This is a genomic window from Sediminibacillus albus, assembly GCF_900101125.1.
GTDB lineage: Bacteria > Bacillota > Bacilli > Bacillales > Amphibacillaceae > Sediminibacillus > Sediminibacillus albus.
Window position 1 is genome coordinate 178608 of the sequence record NZ_FNFL01000005.1, and the last position, 19781, is coordinate 198388.

At 38.8% G+C, this 19781-nt stretch carries 17 protein-coding genes and 1 pseudogene; 7 read left to right on the forward strand and 11 right to left on the reverse strand.

Annotation, left to right across the window (positions count from 1 at the left end; all coding sequences use genetic code 11):
• The first annotated feature begins 129 nt into the window (after positions 1 to 129).
• The gene (locus tag BLR93_RS13885; RefSeq protein ID WP_093215742.1) at positions 130 to 570 is read left to right on the forward strand and encodes a cell wall hydrolase; all 441 of its coding nucleotides are present in this window, start codon (positions 130 to 132) and stop codon (positions 568 to 570) included.
• 99 nt (positions 571 to 669) lie between these two features.
• Here the strand turns inward: BLR93_RS13885 and BLR93_RS13890 are convergent, their stop codons facing one another.
• Positions 670 to 1011 carry a hypothetical protein gene (locus BLR93_RS13890; protein WP_093215745.1) on the reverse strand — a complete coding sequence of 114 codons (342 nt, stop codon included), beginning with the start codon at positions 1009 to 1011 and terminating at the stop codon, positions 670 to 672.
• 325 nt (positions 1012 to 1336) lie between these two features.
• Between BLR93_RS13890 and BLR93_RS13895 the strand changes: the two genes are divergently transcribed.
• Positions 1337 to 2794, forward strand: coding sequence for an aldehyde dehydrogenase family protein (locus BLR93_RS13895; RefSeq protein ID WP_093215747.1), 1458 nt, complete (start codon positions 1337 to 1339; stop codon positions 2792 to 2794).
• A 20-nt stretch (positions 2795 to 2814) separates the two neighbouring features.
• Complete coding sequence (locus BLR93_RS13900; RefSeq protein WP_093215750.1) at positions 2815 to 3675, forward strand: methyl-accepting chemotaxis protein; 861 nt, start codon at positions 2815 to 2817, stop codon at positions 3673 to 3675.
• Between the two features lie 208 nt (positions 3676 to 3883).
• On the opposite strand, the gene betA is transcribed toward BLR93_RS13900, so the two are convergent.
• On the reverse strand, positions 3884 to 5575 hold the full coding sequence (gene betA, locus BLR93_RS13905) for a choline dehydrogenase (RefSeq protein ID WP_093215752.1): 1692 nt from the start codon (positions 5573 to 5575) through the stop codon (positions 3884 to 3886).
• Between the two features lie 144 nt (positions 5576 to 5719).
• Entirely contained in the window at positions 5720 to 7192 is a 1473-nt protein-coding gene (gene betB, locus BLR93_RS13910) for a betaine-aldehyde dehydrogenase (RefSeq protein WP_093215754.1), read from the reverse strand.
• 287 nt (positions 7193 to 7479) lie between these two features.
• Here betB and cudC point away from each other — a divergent pair, with 287 nt between their 5' ends.
• A complete protein-coding gene (gene cudC / locus BLR93_RS13915; protein ID WP_093215756.1) occupies positions 7480 to 8031 on the forward strand; it encodes a choline uptake/conversion transcriptional regulator CudC in 552 nt (183 codons plus the stop codon).
• A gap of 187 nt (positions 8032 to 8218) precedes the next feature.
• Positions 8219 to 9118: a glycine betaine ABC transporter substrate-binding protein gene (locus tag BLR93_RS13920; protein WP_093215758.1), complete on the forward strand. Its 900-nt coding sequence runs from the start codon at positions 8219 to 8221 to the stop codon at positions 9116 to 9118.
• A 208-nt stretch (positions 9119 to 9326) separates the two neighbouring features.
• Here BLR93_RS13920 and BLR93_RS13925 read toward each other — a convergent pair whose 3' ends face one another.
• Positions 9327 to 10166: an alpha/beta fold hydrolase gene (locus BLR93_RS13925; RefSeq protein WP_093215759.1), complete on the reverse strand. Its 840-nt coding sequence runs from the start codon at positions 10164 to 10166 to the stop codon at positions 9327 to 9329.
• Positions 10167 to 10639: 473 nt separating this feature from the next.
• Between BLR93_RS13925 and BLR93_RS13930 the strand changes: the two genes are divergently transcribed.
• Both BLR93_RS13930 and BLR93_RS13940 read left to right on the forward strand, forming a co-directional pair.
• A complete protein-coding gene (locus tag BLR93_RS13930) occupies positions 10640 to 11332 on the forward strand; it encodes a hypothetical protein (protein WP_217629287.1) in 693 nt (230 codons plus the stop codon).
• 785 nt (positions 11333 to 12117) lie between these two features.
• The gene (locus BLR93_RS13940; RefSeq protein ID WP_093215760.1) at positions 12118 to 12372 is read left to right on the forward strand and encodes a SunI/YnzG family protein; all 255 of its coding nucleotides are present in this window, start codon (positions 12118 to 12120) and stop codon (positions 12370 to 12372) included.
• A 273-nt stretch (positions 12373 to 12645) separates the two neighbouring features.
• Here BLR93_RS13940 and BLR93_RS13945 read toward each other — a convergent pair whose 3' ends face one another.
• The 7 genes and pseudogenes from BLR93_RS13945 to BLR93_RS18520 all read right to left on the reverse strand — a co-directional run.
• Positions 12646 to 12900, reverse strand: a complete 255-nt coding sequence (locus tag BLR93_RS13945) for a hypothetical protein (RefSeq protein WP_139184430.1) — start codon at positions 12898 to 12900, stop codon at positions 12646 to 12648.
• 177 nt (positions 12901 to 13077) lie between these two features.
• A complete protein-coding gene (locus BLR93_RS13950; RefSeq protein WP_093215764.1) occupies positions 13078 to 13257 on the reverse strand; it encodes a hypothetical protein in 180 nt (59 codons plus the stop codon).
• A 1429-nt stretch (positions 13258 to 14686) separates the two neighbouring features.
• A complete protein-coding gene (locus tag BLR93_RS13955; RefSeq protein ID WP_093215864.1) occupies positions 14687 to 16174 on the reverse strand; it encodes a YndJ family protein in 1488 nt (495 codons plus the stop codon).
• 43 nt (positions 16175 to 16217) lie between these two features.
• The gene (locus BLR93_RS13960) at positions 16218 to 16829 is read right to left on the reverse strand and encodes a DUF4166 domain-containing protein (RefSeq protein ID WP_093215768.1); all 612 of its coding nucleotides are present in this window, start codon (positions 16827 to 16829) and stop codon (positions 16218 to 16220) included.
• Positions 16826 to 17740: a DoxX-like family protein gene (locus BLR93_RS13965; RefSeq protein ID WP_093215770.1), complete on the reverse strand. Its 915-nt coding sequence runs from the start codon at positions 17738 to 17740 to the stop codon at positions 16826 to 16828. Before BLR93_RS13965 ends, BLR93_RS13960 begins: the two co-directional genes overlap by 4 nt.
• Before the next feature lie 505 nt (positions 17741 to 18245).
• A complete protein-coding gene (locus tag BLR93_RS18515) occupies positions 18246 to 18791 on the reverse strand; it encodes a GNAT family N-acetyltransferase (protein WP_175559379.1) in 546 nt (181 codons plus the stop codon).
• A gap of 3 nt (positions 18792 to 18794) precedes the next feature.
• A pseudogene (locus BLR93_RS18520) lies at positions 18795 to 19757 on the reverse strand (DEAD/DEAH box helicase family protein); the annotation flags it as partial.
• Between the last annotated feature and the right edge of the window lie 24 nt (positions 19758 to 19781).

The following is a 19781-nucleotide window of genomic DNA, read 5'->3' on the forward strand; positions in this document are numbered from 1 at the left end:
ACGTGCTCCCTGTTGAGGGCACGTTTTTTTGTATTTAGTATGACATTCATGGAAATTCCGATATATTGTTTACTTAAAAAAGCATTTTTGCAGGCTTTTTACATAGAATTCTTTTAGAGGTGATGCAAAGTGGCTAGAGTAAAATTTACAGACAAAGACGTTGATTTAGTGGCAAGGATGATGCGGGCAGAAGCCGAAGGTGAAGGAAAGCAAGGGATGCTTATGGTCGGTAATGTTGTTGTAAATCGACTAAAAGCCGATTGTTTAGATTTTGAAGATTTGAGATCGATACGGGATGTTATTTTTCAAGTACAAGGAGGAAACTATTCTTTTGAAGCAGTACAAAAAGGCAATGTTTTTTATAACAGAGCAAGAAGTGCCGAAAAAAGGTTAGCCAGACAAACCTTAAACTATTGGAGAGAACATCCTTCCAAGTTTGCCCTTTGGTATTTCAACCCTTATGGTGAATGTCCGCCTAGCTGGTACGGCCAGCCGTTCACAGGGCAATATAAACAGCACTGCTATTATGAACCCCTGGCTAATACATGCGAAAGTGTATATGGATGGTAAAGAATGAGGTTGGGACAAAAGGATAGCGGCCAAAACCCATCGAACGATGATTCGAAATCCTTAGGATTCGAACTCGTTCGATTTTTTCTAATGCTTAATTTAAACCGCGGAAACAGTGACAACTTTTTTCCTTTTTAACAAGGTTGGGTGCTTAAATTTGCGTCGGCAGCATACTTCGCTTTCCATGGATGTAGCTTCAGTCTCCTTGAAAATAAAGGAGTCATTTTCTTCAAGCGATGAGTCGGGTTCCTTGTCCTCAGATGCAAAAACGGCTTCTTCCGAAGTCTTCAAGCTCGTGCTGATCTCACTGAAGTCTGCGTATTCTGCCTGCGCTGATACGCCTGTTCTTACTTCCTTGCATAACCAACGCTCCGGAAATACACTACGCTTTCCGCGGGCGGCTGGTAAGCCTCCTCGAGCTAGCGCTCTGCGGGGTCTCACCGAGGCCTTACTCCCGCAGGCGTCTCCGTGGATTTCCTCCACTGATAGTCTGCCTGCTGTTTTCAGCAGTACACAAATGCTTATGATTTCCTCTAGATCGCGGTATATTAACACTTATCGGATAAAGAAATACAAGCAATTCAGCTGTCATCACCGCTTCTCCCTCAAGCCTGCAGCTTAGTCCGCTCCTTTCGATGATTTCTCCCTATTCAATATTATTAGCAGTAAAAAAATAGGAACTGTATATCAAAAGAAACCTTAACTTAGGCACTATTTCTGCCGATATTAGGAAGGTATTACATTTTACATATATAGGAGGAATATTATGTTAGACATCCATTCGCTCAACAAACAATACATTGCCGGCTCATGGGTTGATGGAAAAAGCACCCGTACATTGAGCGATAAAAACCCATACAATGGTGAAGTAATAACGGAATTCAAGATGGCTACAACAGAAGATGTGGATGCTGCTTATTCAGCAGCACAAGCAGCTATGGGTGAATGGAATCAAATTAACCCTTATCAACAACGAGACATTCTCGAGAATGCTGTGACGTATATTGATGCTCACGAAGAGGAGATCACGAACCTCATTATCGATGAACTTGGCGGTACAAGATTAAAAGCTGCATTTGAAATCGGCCTTGTCAAAAATATGATTAAGGAAGCAGCAACTTTTCCGCTTAAGAAGGAAGGCAAAATCCTGCCATCCGTTGAAAATGGAAAGGAGAACCGCCTATATCGTATGGCCGCTGGTGTCGTTGGAGTTATCAGCCCTTTCAACTTCCCATTTTTCTTGTCCGTTAAATCGATTGCCCCTGCAATAGGCGCGGGTAATGGGGTTGTTCTAAAAGCGCATGAAGAAACACCTATAGTCGGTGGTACATTGATTGCAAAGATATTTGAAGAAGCTGGCCTTCCCAAAGGTTTGTTCAATGTAGTGGTCACTGACATTAGTGAAATTGGTGATTCATTTGTGGAGCACCCTATTCCAAGGATCATCTCATTTACCGGGTCCACCGGTGTAGGTAGACATATCGCCCAGCTAGCCGCAAAGCATTTTAAAAAACCTCTGCTGGAATTAGGAGGAAACAGCGCATTTATCATTTTGGACGATGCTGATATCGACTATGCGGTTAACGCAGCAACATTCAGCCGATTTACCCACCAGGGACAGATTTGCATGTCCGCTAACCGTATCATTGTCCATCAATCGGTTTATGACGAGTTTATTAGCAAATACAGAGATAAAATTGCTTCACTTAAAACCGGCGATCCACGAGACCCTAACACCGTTATTGGACCGGTCGTAAACGAAAGAGCAGCCCAGACCCTCAAAGCACTGATTGAAAAAGGCATTGAACAGGGTGCTACACCACTGCTAAAAGGTGATATTTCAGGAAATATGGTAGAACCAACGATCCTGACTGATGTCACTTCGGATATGGCCGTTGCCCAAGAGGAAATGTTTGGTCCCGTTGTCAGTGTCATTACATTTGAAACAGACGAAGAGGCAATCCGAATTGCTAATGACGCTAACTTCGGCCTAAGTGGTGCGGTGCACACAAGTGATGGAGAGCGCGGTGTCCAGTTAGCCAAACAGGTACATACTGGCATGATTCACGTAAACGACATCACGATCAATGATGAACCAATTGTCGCGTTCGGCGGCGAAAAACAATCAGGTCTAGGCCGGCTGAACGGGGAATGGAGTCTTGAGGAATTTACGACTTTAAAATGGATCTCGATCAACTATGGCCAGCGACAATTTCCCTACTAGACCAAAAAGGAGGAGATAAAATGACCGAAGTTAAAACAGAAACAGCGACCGAATCAGAACTTTTAGATGCCTTTGTCAAAGTGGCTCCCGTCTTAAATCAACTGATAAATGATGATATCACGGTCGGTATCTATGATACAGAAAAACTAATCATCAACATTCCCGGGGAAACATTCTCGCTTAATGTCAGTCCCGGTGATCCGCTTGCAGAGGGTGACATTATCACGAATGCCATTAAAGAAAACCGGGCGAAATCAGAAATGGTACCGAAAGAATTATTCGGCTTTCCGCTTATCGCCCGCGCCATCCCACTACGTGATGAGAATGGCACAGTTATTGGCGGCGTAGGCATCGGTACCAGTCTGGAAAAAGCCAATAAACTTCACGAAGTGGCCGAAAGTCTTTTAGCAATAGTAGAACAGTCTGCTGCTTCTGTCCAAGAAATCACAGGCTCCATAAACGACTTGGCCCACCACGTAACAGATGTTTCGTCACAAGTGAAAAAGGTTAGTGAAAGTACAGATGAAATCGGTGAAATCTCCACAGTGGTCAAAGGCATTTCTGAGCAAAGCAACCTGCTCGGTCTGAATGCATCGATTGAAGCCGCACGTGCGGGTGAAGCCGGCAAAGGATTCGGTGTCGTTGCTGAAGAAATTCGAAAACTTGCCAATAACTCAAAAGATAATGTCAAAAAAATCAACGATGCTACCAAAAATATTCAAAACCTGATTGCCAAACTGGATGATGCATTTTCTGGTATCAATAAAATGACCGACACACAGGCAACTGCAATCACGGATATCTCTTCCACAGTGCAAGAAATCAGTACAAGCGCTCAGGACTTAGCCAAATTAGCTGAAAACCAGCTGGACACGAAATAAACAAATCTATATGCAAGAAAACAACCTGGAAAGCATTCGAATTGTTTTCCAGGTTGTTTTGTGGGCTTTTGATAATTTAATATAAGTGCAAAATATATCTCGGGGAATAGCTATGACTATTTTTATACAGAAAAGAGAAGGCACTCTATCATTAAATATATGCCTTAACGGGCAAATACATGTTGAAAGAGGCCTTCTCATAAAAGCATTATTTGGTTTGAACTGTTACTGTGCCTGCATCGGCCGGATGTACTCCATGACGATAATAGTCGGCATGAATAGGCTCCAGTGGTTTTCGTCCAAGGATGATGTCCGCTGCTTTTTCCGCCAACATCAACACCGGCGCATGGATATTACCATTGGTGACGTACGGCATGGCAGAAGCATCAACCACTCGCACATTGTCGAGCCCATGAACCTTCATGGTTTGCGGATCTACGACAGACATAGGATCTGAAGCGGGCCCCATTTTTGCCGTACAAGACGGGTGAAGCGCTGTTTCAGCATCGTTCCTCACCCATTCCAAAATCTCCTCGTCTGTACGAACAGAAGGGCCAGGCGAGATTTCCCCTGAATTGTAAGGTGACATAGCTGGCTGAGATAAGATTTCCCGAGAAACACGTACCGCTTCAATCCACTCACGCCGGTCCTGTTCGGTAGAAAGATAGTTGTAGACCATGCTCGGGTGCTCTTTAGGATCTTTCGAACGAATTTTTAATGACCCGCGGGCATCGGAGTACATTGGTCCGACGTGTACCTGGAACCCGTGATCTGTTTCCGCTTTTTGGCCATCGTACCGCACCGCTACCGGAAGGAAGTGGAACATCAAATTAGGATAATCTACTTCATCGTTCGAACGGACGAAACCTCCACCTTCGAAATGGTTGGTTGCTGCCGGACCGGAGCGTCCCAGCAGCCACTGCAAACCAATCCAAGGCATCCGCGCTTTATTTAAATTCGGCTGTTCTGAAACCGGCAGCGGACAAGCGTGTTGGATGTAAACTTCGAGATGATCCTGAAGGTTTTCTCCTACCCCTGGCAGGTCAACTACCGGTTCAATGCCAAGTGAGCGCAGGTGTTTGGCATCGCCCACCCCTGACAGTTGAAGTAGCTGCGGCGTGTTGATTGCACCGCCGGAGAGAATAACTTCACCTGCTTTGACTTGTTGCGTCTTGCCGTTTCGCCGATATGTTACACCGCTGGCGCGGGTACCATCGAAGTCGATATTCGTTACGAAAGCACGCGTTTTCACAGTAAGATTCGGACGATTCATAGCCGGACGCAAATATGCACGAGAAGCTGACAACCGCCTGCCTTTGTACACATGCTTATCAAACGGTCCGAATCCCTCCTGGCGAAAACCGTTCACATCAGGAGTTCGTGTGTATCCAGCCTCAACAGCTGATTCAAAGAAGGCTTGGAATAAAGGATTCGTAGCTGGCCCGCGTTCTAATTTTAGAGGTCCGGTGTGCCCACGAAGATCATCCTCTGGAGATCCCAAGGCATTCTCCATACGTTTGAAATATGGAAGACAATGCGCAAAGTCCCACGTTTCCATTCCTTGGTCGGCCCCCCAGCGTTCATAGTCCATCGGATTTCCTCGTTGGTAAATCATACCGTTGATGGAACTCGAACCTCCGAGCACCTTTCCCCGTGCATGGGGGATACGTCGGCCATTCATATAAGGTTCAGGATCGGATTCGTATCTCCAGTCGTAAAGCCGTTTCCCTGAGGGGAACGGCAAAGCTGCCGGCATTTGGATCAATAGGTCCCATGGATAATCACTGCGTCCTGCCTCTAGAACAAGGACACTTTTTTTCCCATCTTCACTTAGACGGTTGCCGAGAATAGACCCCGCGCTACCGCCCCCAACGATAACAATATCATATGTTTCATTCATCTTCTGCTCCTCCTTGGATGTCAAAAATTGAATGAAGGAATTAAAACGATAGCCAAAGCATTCATCAAAATCCCTTCATCATTTATTGAATCTAGCTGATTTTTTGTAATTTTATCTATAGAAATTGAATATTAGATTGATAGCTTAGAACCAGTTAATCGATTCAGGTTTAAGGTTTTGGAAGATATGCTTTGTTTCTGTGTACTCTTCCATACCTAGCCTTCCTAGTTCACGGCCGATACCGGACTGCTTAAATCCACCCCATGGTGCATGTGGGAAGTAAAGATTGAATTCATTAATCCAAACAGTACCCATGCGCATCTTTGCTACACAACGTTCAGCTTTTGCAATATCGTTTGTCCATACGCCACCAGCAAGTCCGTAGATAGAGTCATTAGCAATCTTTACTGCTTCCTCTTCCGTACGGAATTTCTCAACCGTGATAACCGGACCAAAAGCTTCATCTTGAACAATGCTCATATCTGTTGTGCAGTCTGTGAAAATCGTAGGCAGGTAGAAAAATCCCCTTTGCAGTTCTGGATCTTCTGGACGACTGCCGCCGACTGCTAATGTAGCGCCTTCTTTAATACCTGTTTCTACATACTTTTCTACTTTCGCAAGATGCTCAGCTGAAATGAGCGGACCCATTTGCGTGTCTTCGTCAAATCCGCTGCCAAGCTTGAATTTCTTTACTCGCTCAACAAGCGCGTTTACGAACTCATCGTGAATATCTTCTTCTACAATCAGCCTTGTGCCAGCGGAACAGATTTGTCCTGCATGGAAGAAGACCCCGTTTAATGCCTGGTCCACAGCTATGTCAAAATCTGCGTCAGCAAAGACGATGCTCGGATTTTTCCCGCCAAGTTCAAGGGCAAGCTTCTTCACATTCACACTGGCCGCTTGCATAATTTTCTTCCCGGTAACAATGCCGCCTGTAAAGGAAATAAGGTCTACATCCGTGTTACCAGACAACTCTGCACCAACTGTACTGCCAGAACCTAGTACCAGGTTAGCAACACCACCAGGCACTCCCGCCTCTTCCATTAATTCGAACACTTTAATAGTAGTAAGTGGCGTAATTTCACTTGGCTTCATAATCAACGTATTTCCGGTGGCAAGCGCTGGAGCCAGTTTCCAAGACGCTTGAAGCAATGGATAATTCCACGGTGTAATTTGACCACAAACCCCAACTGGTACGTGAACCACTTTACTAATAGCGTTTGGCACTGGAGGATCAATCAGTTCCCCGCCATCTTTATCGGCAAGCTCTGCATAATAACGAAACACTCCAGCGATATCATCCATGTCTCCACGGCTTTCTTCTACTGTTTTACCTGTATCCAATGATTCCAAATTAGCAAGTTCTTCTTTATCTCTTTCAATTAATTCAGCAATTTTTCTCACGATAGCGCCCCGCTCCGTTGCTGGGGTCGTAGACCATTCTCCGTTATCAAATGCCTCTCTTGCCGCAGCGATTGCTGCTTTTGCATCTGATTCATCACCTTCAGGAACAGTAGCAATAACTTCCTGGTTAAATGGATTAATGATATCACGGGTATTTCCCAGGTTCGCGTCCACCCATTTGCCATTAATGTATTGTTGTTGTTTTAGATTCAAATCTATCAACTCCAATTTTTAAATTAAATTAAGTTTATTAAAAATATATTTAACGTTTAAAAATGTAACATGTATTTATAAGGCTGTCAAAGTTATAATACATATAAAAGTTTAGAAGGAGTCAATATTCGCTAGAATAGTTATGATTAAGGAGGTTGCAGGCCTTACACTTGGTTAAAATTACGTGTAACCATTTGACATTTCATCTCAACACGGTAATATAAAGTTTGTGAAGAAGATTTAGATAATATTTAACACGCTTTACTTTATATTGAAGGAGCGACTTTATGAGTGAATCTACGGAAAAATCCAGAATCAAAATAGAAGAAGCCAAAGATAAAGTCATTGGCGCTATTGCAGAAACAATGGATTTATATGGTGTAACACCATCTGCTGCAAATTTATATGCAACCATGTACTTTAAAGATCAGATGACGCTCGATGAAATGCGTACGGAGCTCGAAATGAGTAAACCGAGTATGAGTACTAGTGTCCGTAAGCTCCAGGAAATAGAAATGGTGAAAAAAACGTTTACCCGCGGTTCCAGGAAGCATACCTATGTAGCTGAAAAAAATTTCTTCCGGTCCTTTATGGTGTTTTACTGTCAAATGTGGGAACGAGAAGTGAAAATGAATATGGAAGCAATTGAGGAAGCACAAAAAGATTTAATAGATGTCATAAAAGATTCCACTAGCACACCAGAAATCGTTGCAGATGCAAAAAAGTACTATGATCAATTAGAAGGATCTAAAACATACTATCGCTGGTTGGATGACTTAGTTGCAAGCATAAGAAGTGGGAAGATATTTGAGTTCTTACCGAAAGATCCGCAAGCTTAATTAGAAAACTTATCAGGTAGTCTATACAAAGATGCTATAGACTACCCTGAATAGGAACGTTTCACTAATCTCTTGTAAAAAAGAGTTGGATTTGTTTTGGTGTTAATGTTAAATTATTTCTTAATACATTTAATATTAAAAATGTATTTAAATTAATATACAATATAACAAAGGGGAGTTTTTCAACATGAACAATTGGAAAAAGCAACTTAGTTTTATTTTAGCAATCCTATTGATCACTGTACTAGCAGCATGCGGAAACACGAGTGGAGAATCTGACAGTGAACAAGCAGGTACAGAAACAGAAAAAAGTGAAGAAGCACTAACGATTGGCCAAATCAATTGGGCTGAAAATATAGCTGTCACAAATATGTGGAAAGCCATTTTAGAAGAAAAAGGCTATAACGTGAAGTTAAGTGTATTGGACATGGGTACAACAATGAAGGCCTTAGAGGATGGCGAACTGGATGCCAGTCTGGAAATATGGCTGCCCGTCCAGGATGCTAATTATTTGGAGAAATATCAAGATACGGTCAATTTCTCCGACGCAACTTGGTTTGATAACGCAAAAGTAGGACTTGTTGTTCCAACCTATTTAGAAGAAATCAACAGTGTCGAAGACTTAAACGAACATAAAGAACTGTTCGATGGTGAAATTGTTGGTTTTGATCCGGGCGCTGGTACAATGGAAGTTACCGAACAATTAATCAAGGATTATGATCTCGAATATGAGCTGTTGCCAAGCTCTGAACCTGCTATGTTAAGCGAAATCGGAGAAGCAGTAAAAGATGAAGAGCCAATCGTGGCACCGCTTTGGAGCCCGCACTGGATATTTTCCAAATATGATTTAAAATTCCTGGAGGATCCGCAGGAAACATTCGGCGGTGTAGAAAAGATTCATCATGCTACAAGACAAGGATTTGCAGATGACTATCCAGAAGTAAGCGAGTGGTTTAAAAATTGGAAGATGAATGATCAACAAATCGGCGAGCTTATCGACTATGTAGAAAGTGCCGAAGAGCCGCTTGATGGAGCTGAGAAATGGGTTGAAGAGAATCAGGAATTGATTGGTGAATGGGTAAAATAAAAATAATGGAATGAAAAAAAGAAGCCAGTCTCTCCTTTTTGGAAAGGCTGGCTTTTTTAAGGCTCTGTTAAAGTTTAAGGTTGATATGATGCAGAAAAAGTACTTCCGATTTTATATTTAGGTCCAGACAGATCCACTGAACAACCGCCTATAAATACAAGTTGTTCGTATTTTTACATTCGGTGTGTAGGAAGCATCATTAACATTATCACGCATAATCACCCGAACTATCATTTAAAAATTTAATGATATGCCCTAATACGACAGCGGGAGCCTCCTCCTGTATCAAATGACCTGCATATGGAATAGATCTAAATTGGGATCCAATTATTTTTTCGTGCAAGGCATATCCCTTTTCAATTGGTACCCATTCATCATCTTCTCCCCATAAAATCAAAGTTGGGATATCAATTTTACTATACAGATGCTCAACTTCATCTGTGTAGGTTTGATCTGCTTGGGCAATCTGTCTATAAAATGCATGTTGACCACGGTCACCTAACCAGTATTGTATGATCCCCTCTTTTGTCTTCTCACTCATTTTACTGTATTGTGCTCCTTCAATATAAGCTGATATGATGGACTTATGTATAAAAGAAGGAACCCCTTTAAATGCCTCCTCGTGTTTATAGACATGGGAAAAGAAGGAGGAACCCCATGGTCCAACAGCGACTGGATCCATCAATATCATTCTGTTGAAATGAACTTTATTTAATAAATGTGCTCTCAAAGCGGTTGTCCCACCAAAGTCATGTCCTATAATAATTGGTGAGTCTAACTCCCAATATTGAAGTAGTTCCGTTAGAATTTCATTTTGAATACCTAACGAAACATTCTGATTCTCTTTTTTTTCGGATTGACCATATCCTAAAAGATCATAATAATAAACCGTATACCACTCCCTCAATGCAGGAACAATATGTCTCCAGTTGAATGATGACCATGGTGTTCCATGAACTAATACTAATGGTGGACCTTGGCCAACCACTTTAAAACGAACAGTACCATAAGAGGAATCAAACTGTTTTGTTAGTTCCCACTTTTTCACATTGTTACCTCCTAAGATGAATTAATATTTCCCCAAATTATTTACAAGGTGTTAATAGCTTTATTCAAGGTTTATACTTCTTAAAATTTAACACACATTTCAATATTTCATCCCATATATGATATCCATTCATAAGTGAAATCGATCACAAATTCATTGAATTTACTAGAAATTTGATTATCACTTCAGATTTTTTTAGTTGCATAATTTTATCAAAGTATTGGATATCAGCATCAATTGCATAGCGTTTGGAAATAAAATCTTTCTATATGAGGGGGAGATATGTTTTTTATATATCGTCTGCTTCTGTTTGTGTTGCAAAAAATTTAGCTTCTTCCCCAGTACGTTTTCCTGTAACTATATCGTGAAACAGATTTATAAATCAAAAATATTCCTCTTAAGTCCTCAGTTACTTATATTAATCATGGTTTAGGACATTTTAAGGATATAACTGAAATCTAAGGAGGCAATTTATGGAACAAGAGGAAAAGTTGAAAACTGCCGGAGTTGCTATGGGAAGTGACTTTAAAGTGCAGACAGTAGGTGGCGCTGAAAAAACCACTAAAACTTTTGCACATATGGATACAGTCAAATCTATTGTTAAGGATTGGAATGCAATGTCTAAAAAAGCTGCTAAACTTACAATAGATCAATACGGTCCTCCAAACGAAGCTACTGAGAGCAGATTAATATGGTATAACAATGGACCTTGGAAAAGAACCATTGTCTATCGTGACGAAATCCCTCATGACTTCCCACAACCGCACACAGATGTTATAGAGAACTATATAAACTATAGCGTGCCAACAGAAAAATTTAGTGAACTCGCTAAATTTGACGGCAGTGTCATTGTTGAAAGAACAAGAGGTGAAGTTTCTTCTCGTTGTGATATGGAAGCTGCTAATATCCTTGCACTGAATTTAATGAACGATATTGTCACAGACAAATTAAGCGTTGAAGAAGCACGCGATAAATATTGTGAAGTGACCTCTGCATTCATGATGAATAGACCTGCACCCTATGCAGAGAAACTTCAATTTGATGTATCAAGAAAAGAACAATATGATACAGATGTTGTAATGATCGCTGACGAAATGGCGGAGCAAGCCAAGAAAAAAATTAATGAAATAGGAGATAATAATACGGATAATGGTAGACTTCATTAAAGATATAGAAACCTCTTAAAAGCTGTCTTTCGGACAGCTTTTTTATTCACTCTCTTCTATGGTAAATTTAGTAGAACCTACCTTTCAAAACTCTATGTATTCTCCAATAATTTTCACTCATTATCTTCTTTTCTCCATACGAACATACATTGAGCAATATAAGGTTCACCATTGATTAAGTTTGTTTCTCTTCTTGAAATTAAGAACTTATCTCCATTTTACCTTCAATGATTGAAACATCTTTGAACTTTTTTAGCATTATCCATTGGCTTTAAAACACTATCAAGATTATAGTCATATTCATAGGGTCCCCATTTTTCTATATTTGAGTTTGCCCAATAACCTACAAAACTCTTCGACATAAAATTTCTAATTCCTCAACCATTCTGTCTAATACCCATCTTATTCCGAGCTCCGAGGTAGTCATTTAATATTTTTTCTATATTATCCATTATAAATCCCCACTTATTTTTTACATATTCTCTGAAAAGGATTTAAACCTTCAGATAGGGACTGTTAGAAATACACTTCGATAAAAAAAATAATTCCCTTTCAATTTCTTGTTAAACAATCCTACACCGTTAGTTGAACAAGAACTAATGTTTATCGTCATGCAGGACGTCAACAAATGAGGCCTACTTTTTATGAACTTCAACCATTACTTCTGCGGGTTTATAGCTACTATGCAACTCCGTCTTTTGTGTTTACTTACGATGTTTCGTACTTAGATAAATATGTTATCATAGGTTACAGCAAACTATTTTTTTACAAAGGTGGGTTTATTTGTGGATGTCAAAGTGAAAGAGAATGGAGATACGATTACAATAAAATGGTTACTATCAAAAATTGAAATCCCCAAAAAAGATATTGTTAATGTATATGAAGCTAGTGAATACGGTGGCGACTCTTCAGTTACACATCGTATAGGCCAACCATATGCCAGAGCAGATAGAGTGATTATTGAAACAAATGAGGATAAATATCTTATCAACACCAATAATGGTGCTCGAATTCTAGAAATATTAAGAAAGAGCAATTGAAAATGACAACTAATCCTGGTTTACAATTGACTCTTTATTTATCGCAATATAAAGGGAGGATATAAGTGTCTAAGTCAGACGAGATGAAAAGAAATTATGTGAATTTAGCTTCGAGGTTAGCAATGGTTTTTTATACTATTTCACTTCTGGTTTGGACTATTATTGGTTTTGTTAATGGTAATGAAAGTAATACATAGTTCATTATTTTATGTGTAGGTGTGATTATCTTTTTTTGCAAGTCTGTTTGTGTAAAATTAAAGGATAGCCTTAAGGTTATCCTTTTATCACCGTAAGAAAGCCATATTCTACAATAGTGTTATCTCCCCAAGAAAGATTAATATTAATTGAGGCTGGCCCTATATTAATTGCAATAGTTTTAAGAGTTGCATATGTGTGATGGTATTTAGTAATAATATTTTCATGCTGCCCGATGTAATCTAATTTACAATAATAGAAGTCTCTGCATTCAACTTCTTTTTTAACTCCATGACCATATGCTTGATATGGATCTGGGTCAGTTTCGATCACTATTAATTTCTCAAAATTAAAAGGCAATAGATTAATTAAATAATATATAAAACTACTATCCAAAAGGTATAAACCTCAAATACCCCACTATCCGAACACATAGCGCTGAGAGGATTATTAAAAGTAAGGAACATTAGAATAAATCCTAAGACGAAAATAATAAATTTGTACATCATTTTATTTCATTCCCACTCTTTTTTCTTTTTTTGTAATTTCAACAAGTTTCTTAAACTGGTTTTCTAGGTCTTCCAAAAAATTATCTTTGTCATACTGTCCATTTCCATTTAAAGTAATATCAAGTCTTGCATAAATCTGTTTTAAAAAAGCTCTAGCTTCTTCTGCTTCAATATCATTCACCTATTAAGTACATCGTCATACATATTTACAGCTTCCTCATCTGCCTTCTTGTTTTCACACATTCAAGACCCTCCTTTGAAGTTTTATTAAAAATTCACAAGAATAATACTACAATATTTGACGCTATGGCATGCTATGTCTACCATATTTTGCGAGAAAAAAGGATTTATCTACAATTTTCTGTTATTTTGCTTGCTTTTAATATTAAGGAGGTAAAAGCAGCTAATGAAAAATCCCAACATAGAACCATTATGAGGAGAACGGTGTAGCCTTTTTTATTGAAAATATAAGACTTATTATAATAATGATCAGGTTATTAAACAGTAATAAATAACCTAAACCTGCACTAGTTATTGCAGCTCCTTTAGGGTTCTGGTTATTTGGAAGAGTACAACTAAATGAAGTGAAAATAGGCGCGCTAAAAGAAAGCTCCTCTCCGTATACACATTGTTAGGTACCTATTAGTATATCGAGTTATCGTTTAGCTTTAGTACTTCCCTTGATTATACGAAGAATTAATCCTACCTTTATCTTCATCTTTATTAATAAAAGTTTACTTGGTACCACCCTAGGTACTATAATGATAATTGGGGCTATAGGAGATGTTATAATACTTTGTATGTCCATCCTTTTTCCAAGTAAAAGTTTAGTTATAGACCATCCAAAAAATTAGGTTTTTTTATTTGTTTAGAAAAAAATCAGGAGAGTTATACTATGAATGAACGTCTACTAAAACTCTATAAATCAGCAACTAAGTATCCTTTTCTCTATTATTCATCCATAATAATTTTATCTACATTGGTTCTCTTTTTAGGTTATTATTTTGGGAAAATATTTTTTGCCCTTTTTAGTTAGTCTTGAATTAATAGTACTACATTTAATTTTTATTAAAATGGTTTAATTAATAAGAAATTTAGATCTCCTAATAACTGATATAGCACGTCTTAAAGGTTAACAATGGTTAGCCTTTTTTAATTGCTTTTACTACCTATTCTCTATGTAGTAAAAGGGATACCCTACTTTAAACTGTCTACAAGAATACTCTCCACTAAAATGTCACATCCTTTTAAAATATTGTATTCAGTATTCTTTCATATCTAGTTTTTTTCATATGGCAAGTTTTATTTCTTATAGGGGTTAATTGATAAAGTTGTTTGCGCTCTTTCTCTGTAAAAGCACTAGAGTCAATATTAGATTCTCACTCAATAAGGACTTTAGTAAGCCAGTATCAGTACCCGCTGTCATTACCCCTAATATATCACTTCGAAGTTATACGTAGATAATACCCATCTGGATCTAATATTCTAAAATCAGATAAGCCCCATAGGTGCTATGTTTTTAGAACAATAAAATTTTGCATATCGTAACCCCGCCATTACAAATAAAATACTCTAAAGAAAAAACCCACTAACATAAAAATGTAAACTGTTTACACTCTATGTTGGATTAAATAATGAATATGTAAAAAAGGTACACCTAAAATCCTCATCTTGTGTTGGGCTGTGAGAGAACCTGCTTCTGTCTCTTGTATCAAGAAGTGCTCAGATAAAGGAAGCTTGAAAATGGCTTTACCCACAGTTAGATAAATTCCAGCGTCTCCTTCTTCCTCTCCTTCGCTTTTTAGGATAAGAGAATCATTTTGTGCGTCTAACTGGAGTACTCCAACCATGGACGAATACGGAAGAGGTAGTGAGATATTCATATAGGTCTTTCCCTTGGATTTATGTTGGGAATAAATGGCTACAAATACGATGGAGCCTTTCACTTTACGAATCCATGCCCTTGGATTTTGCCTACCATCAATGATGGGGTCAACAGTTAGTATTTCGCCTGTCATTTCTGTGTTTTTGCTTGAGAGTGGTAGGTTCAATTGCTGCACCTTGTTACTTATCAACTTGTACACTACTGCTAATGGCTTAAACCAAGTTGCCCATTTAACAGAAGCAAATAATTTGTACTCCTCTGTATGTTCATAAAAATGGACGATTGTATCAGGTAAATATTCCACATTAACGAAGTCATTAAGATCATCAACCAAACCAGGATGCTTGTGCCCCGTCTCATTCAGATTACCTCGAATACGACTAACGGGAAACTTCCATCCATCATGTTTTGATACCGGTGGAGATACTGCCCAGCCAACTACTCCGAACACCCCAAAAAAGAAGCAGTTAATAAAACCATGGAACTTTAACATAAAATCAATGCTAATATACCAGTATCCAAATGATCTATTTAGTGCATAAAGTAGTGAAAACAAAATGGTTACCCCAAGGGAGCAGTATGAAACACGAATCATAAACGCTTGCAAACGAGAAGGAAAACGTGTCCGAAATACCAATATAATGAGGCTGTAAATCGCAAGGATGTACAATAAGACAGAGATAACTTCTAGAATTGGCCAAAAGGTCATTCCAATAGCAACAAGCATGGGAGCACCTAATATAATCGGTACAATCCACCTAAACCAAGACCACTCATGTACCCGTCCTAAAAACCCGAGGGATATCGGCAACAAGAAGGCAGAGTAATGAAAATGAATGGCTGTCAGCCATGTGATCAGAGGACTAAAACCTGTATTTATACCTGTTATATATGCAAAGAACCACAGCCCTCCTACAAATAGATATAACATTCCGAAGTCTATCGAAATTTCAGCCCAATTAGTGAATCCTCGATACAAAAATCGTTTCAGACCATAAAGTGCCACAAGAAATGTGAAGACCAAATAAATAAAAGCAAGGACCGTCTGCCCTACACTGGATGAGGCCAGCTGTAGAAAAAAGACAGAGAACATAGTTACCCAAGTAAAAAGAACAAGGGTTTTATTTATTTGAATAATTTGCTGAAGCATTAAGGGAACTAAGATGATTTGTGCAGCTGTCAGTAATAATAAATAAGGTTCATCTGTCACCATGAAACTACCGATGAATAAGAATAGTCCCGCTAGGTTGATGGGATTAAATAGGATGCTTTTCAAATTCGCCTTCGTAAGTCATCACCCTTCCCACTATTTTATTTTGTATATCAACTTTTATTGTAAATGTATTTTTGGCATCATCATAACCTTCTTCTACTGTTACATCTGCTTGTAAAAAAGAAGGAATAGGGATTTCCCTCTTTCCTAAAATGATTCGTTGACAACCTGAACGGATACACATACGCCCTTCAGGTGATACTCTAAATTTTAAATCGGAATAAAATAAGTTGGGCTCACCAAGGTAGTCCTTAACGAACTCTCGTTTTGCATCAATGGTCATGAAGGCATTGAAATACCGGGTAACCTTGTCAAAATAAAAGGATCGCTCCCAATAGATCTCTACATCTCCTCCTGAAAGTGTCCTGCTTGTATTCTTTATTGTGAAAGGTACATCTTGCCCACTTTCAGGAAAGAGTAACTTCCATCGTACGGCTAATTTTAAAAAGGGGGTTAACCAGGAAGGCCCTCTTTCTATTTTCGACATCGTCCCCTTTCCATGAAAAGGTTTCCCTATTTGCAACGCATAACGCTCTTGAAGCTTCGGATGAAGTTTTTGAAAATCCTCTTGTAAAATGTTTTGGTAAATGGTCACTTAGAATCAACCTTTATAGTACGCTTGCACCTAGCTGCCTTGGGCAAATCTTTCGTAATGGTGAATCCAATTATAGTAAGCACCCATAGACTAGCGTTAAAAGTAATAAGATTAATTGGATGAAAGGATATTGAAGGCATAGCAATTAAGGAACTGATTGTTAATACCGGAAACACAACGATTTGTAACGCGTGTAAATGTCTTTTCTCACGATATAAGAGCCACAACAACCCAAAGAAAACCTCCAACACACCTATTACTCCCGCACCGGTTACAGCAGACTCACCGTCCATGAATGATAATTTTGAAAGCATGGATACTTCCTCAGGATGTTTGGCAATAATCTTTGGTACTAATCCCTGATAAAGCCAGACGAAGAAAAAGAGAATTGTAATTAGCGTACTATTAAAAAAACGTAGATACTGGCTTTTCGCTGATTCTCCCGTTTCTATCCATTGTTTCAGCACGTCAAAGCTAAGAGCAGTCGCCCACCCCATTATCGGACGAAACAATAAATCGAAAAGCTTTCCAAATAACCCAAAGCGAACACCATAATCATATTGAGTCAGAAAAGTCGTTCCGTCATTTGTAGGTATGTATTTCCAATACCCTCTACCTTCACGGATAGGCGAGATCTTTTGAGCTGTACCAAAATGAAGGGAAGATGTCTTTGAGCCATCTTTTTTATTATGTGTACCGATACTTTTACCCCAGCCTGCAACGCTGACAATTCCAAACTTATTTTCATATAAAAACGATTGTGGGTCATCTTCTGACTCTCTAGGTAGATAAGTTATAGATGAGAATCGCAAATCCCATTGCTCATGTAGTTGAGGATCCTGTGACATTTCCCACACTTTTTCTACAGGGGCCTGGATGGGTATTTCAACGTAAATTGGTTTAGATTTCAAACGAATGCCCCCTCTATCATTAAGTAATTTCTCAATTTTATTTCCTGTGTATTTCAAATTACAGTAGGTCTTTATGTATTATTCTGTCATAAATACTGAACAAACGCACTGAAATATATTAATTTCATTATAGAGAATTGGCAGTAGCTTTTATTGAATAATTGCATCCAAAAAATTAAGAAGAGGGCAATTCCTTTGTTTAAGAATTGCCCCCGTTTCCTTAAGACTCGAGTTCGAGATATGTCTTGGGGAGTCTTTTACTTTAGCACCCGTTACTTCCATTAGTAAAAACCTATTTTTTACTGTGTTCCTTTAACCCTTCACGTATCTTTTTTAATTCTTCGGTCTGCTCAAGGATATTATTGTTGACTTTCCTTATTGCGTCATATATTGCAAACAAACCAGCAAATAGTAGTACCAAAACCAGTATTTCCAATAAGTTCCCTTCTCTCTAGTATTATCAGTTAATTAAAGCATCTGTTACTTTAACTTCAAACTGGAATCTTTATTTCCACTCTTCAGATAAAAGCCCGTAAATAATATGGTCAACATAATGGTCATAAAGCCATTCTGCTTGTCTAATTTCACCTTCTCTTGTGAATCCAAACCGTTCAGGTAAGGCCCTGCTTCTTTTGTTTTCAACTGCGACACTAACTTCAATTCGGTTTAACTCAAGTTCTTTAAAACCATAATCTATTACTGCTTTAAATGCCTTTGACATTATACCTTTTCCTTGAAATCTTTCACCCAACCAATAACCAATAACACCAATTCTGTTAGCATTATTTAAGTTATTAAATCCAATTGTACCAGCGATTTCGCCTCTATAAATGATAGCAAATGACTTTGGATAACCACCATTTTCTACAAATCCCTTCAGTCTTGCCTTTATGTTATTGGCAGAGTCTTCAACACTCTCTATATAATCAAGCCAACCAAGCCACTGTTTTAAATATGGTTTTGAACCAATTGTTAAATTGTAAAATTCTTCTGCATCCCCTTCATTAAATAACCTTAAAGAAACCTCTTCATCAATTTTGTATGTAAGCAAACCTTTCTCCCCCCTCGTTGTTCCGATATGCGTAGCATTCGAAAAGTACTGAAGTATTTCTCTCCAGGCTGAATCTTCTGCTACGCTCCCCCGATGACACTCATCAACTACCACTAAGTCAAAGAAGTCCGGAGAGAACTGTTTATAGATATTTTTATCTTCCTCAGACCCTGAAATCCCTTGATATAACGCCATATAAATTTCATAGGATTTATCTACGGTTCGATTTTTCAGCTTGGTTACTTTATCACGAAAAGGCTTAAAATCAATACTTTTTGCCTGATCGACAAGGATATTGCGATCCGCCAAGAAAAGGATGCGTTTTTTCTTTCTGGCTTTCCATAATCGCCAGATGATTTGGAATGCGGTGTAGGTTTTTCCTGTTCCCGTTGCCATGACTAGAAGAATCCGATCCTGGCCTTTAGCAATTGCTTCAATCGTTCGGTTAATCGCAACACGTTGGTAATATCGCGGAGATTTTCCACTGCCATCCTGATAGTAATCCTCTGTGATGACTTTCTCTTTCTCCTTATCAATGTGCTCCGCCATCTTATATAACTGCCAAAGATCCTCCGGTGATGGAAATTGATTCATCGTGAGTTCCTGTTCTAGGTTTTCATTATTACCAGTACGGTCATGAAATAGAAAGCCTTTTCCATTACTGCTGAAAACGAAAGGAATATCTAATATTTCCGCATAATCTAATGCTTGCTGCATCCCAGAACCGATGGAATGTTCAATATCCTTCGCTTCTATAATTGCCAACGGGATGTTCGGCTTATAATATAGGATATAATCTGCCCGGTTTCCTTTCTTACGTGTGAATCCTTTATTTTTATAGACAATCCGCTCGTCGGTAAAAGAAACTTCTTCGCGAATCTGTTTATGGATATCCCATCCACTATGTTCTAGTGCAGGAGTTATATATTTGGTGCAAACATGGCGTTCACTTAATTTATTGTCCATGTATTGACCTCCATTCGACGGAGT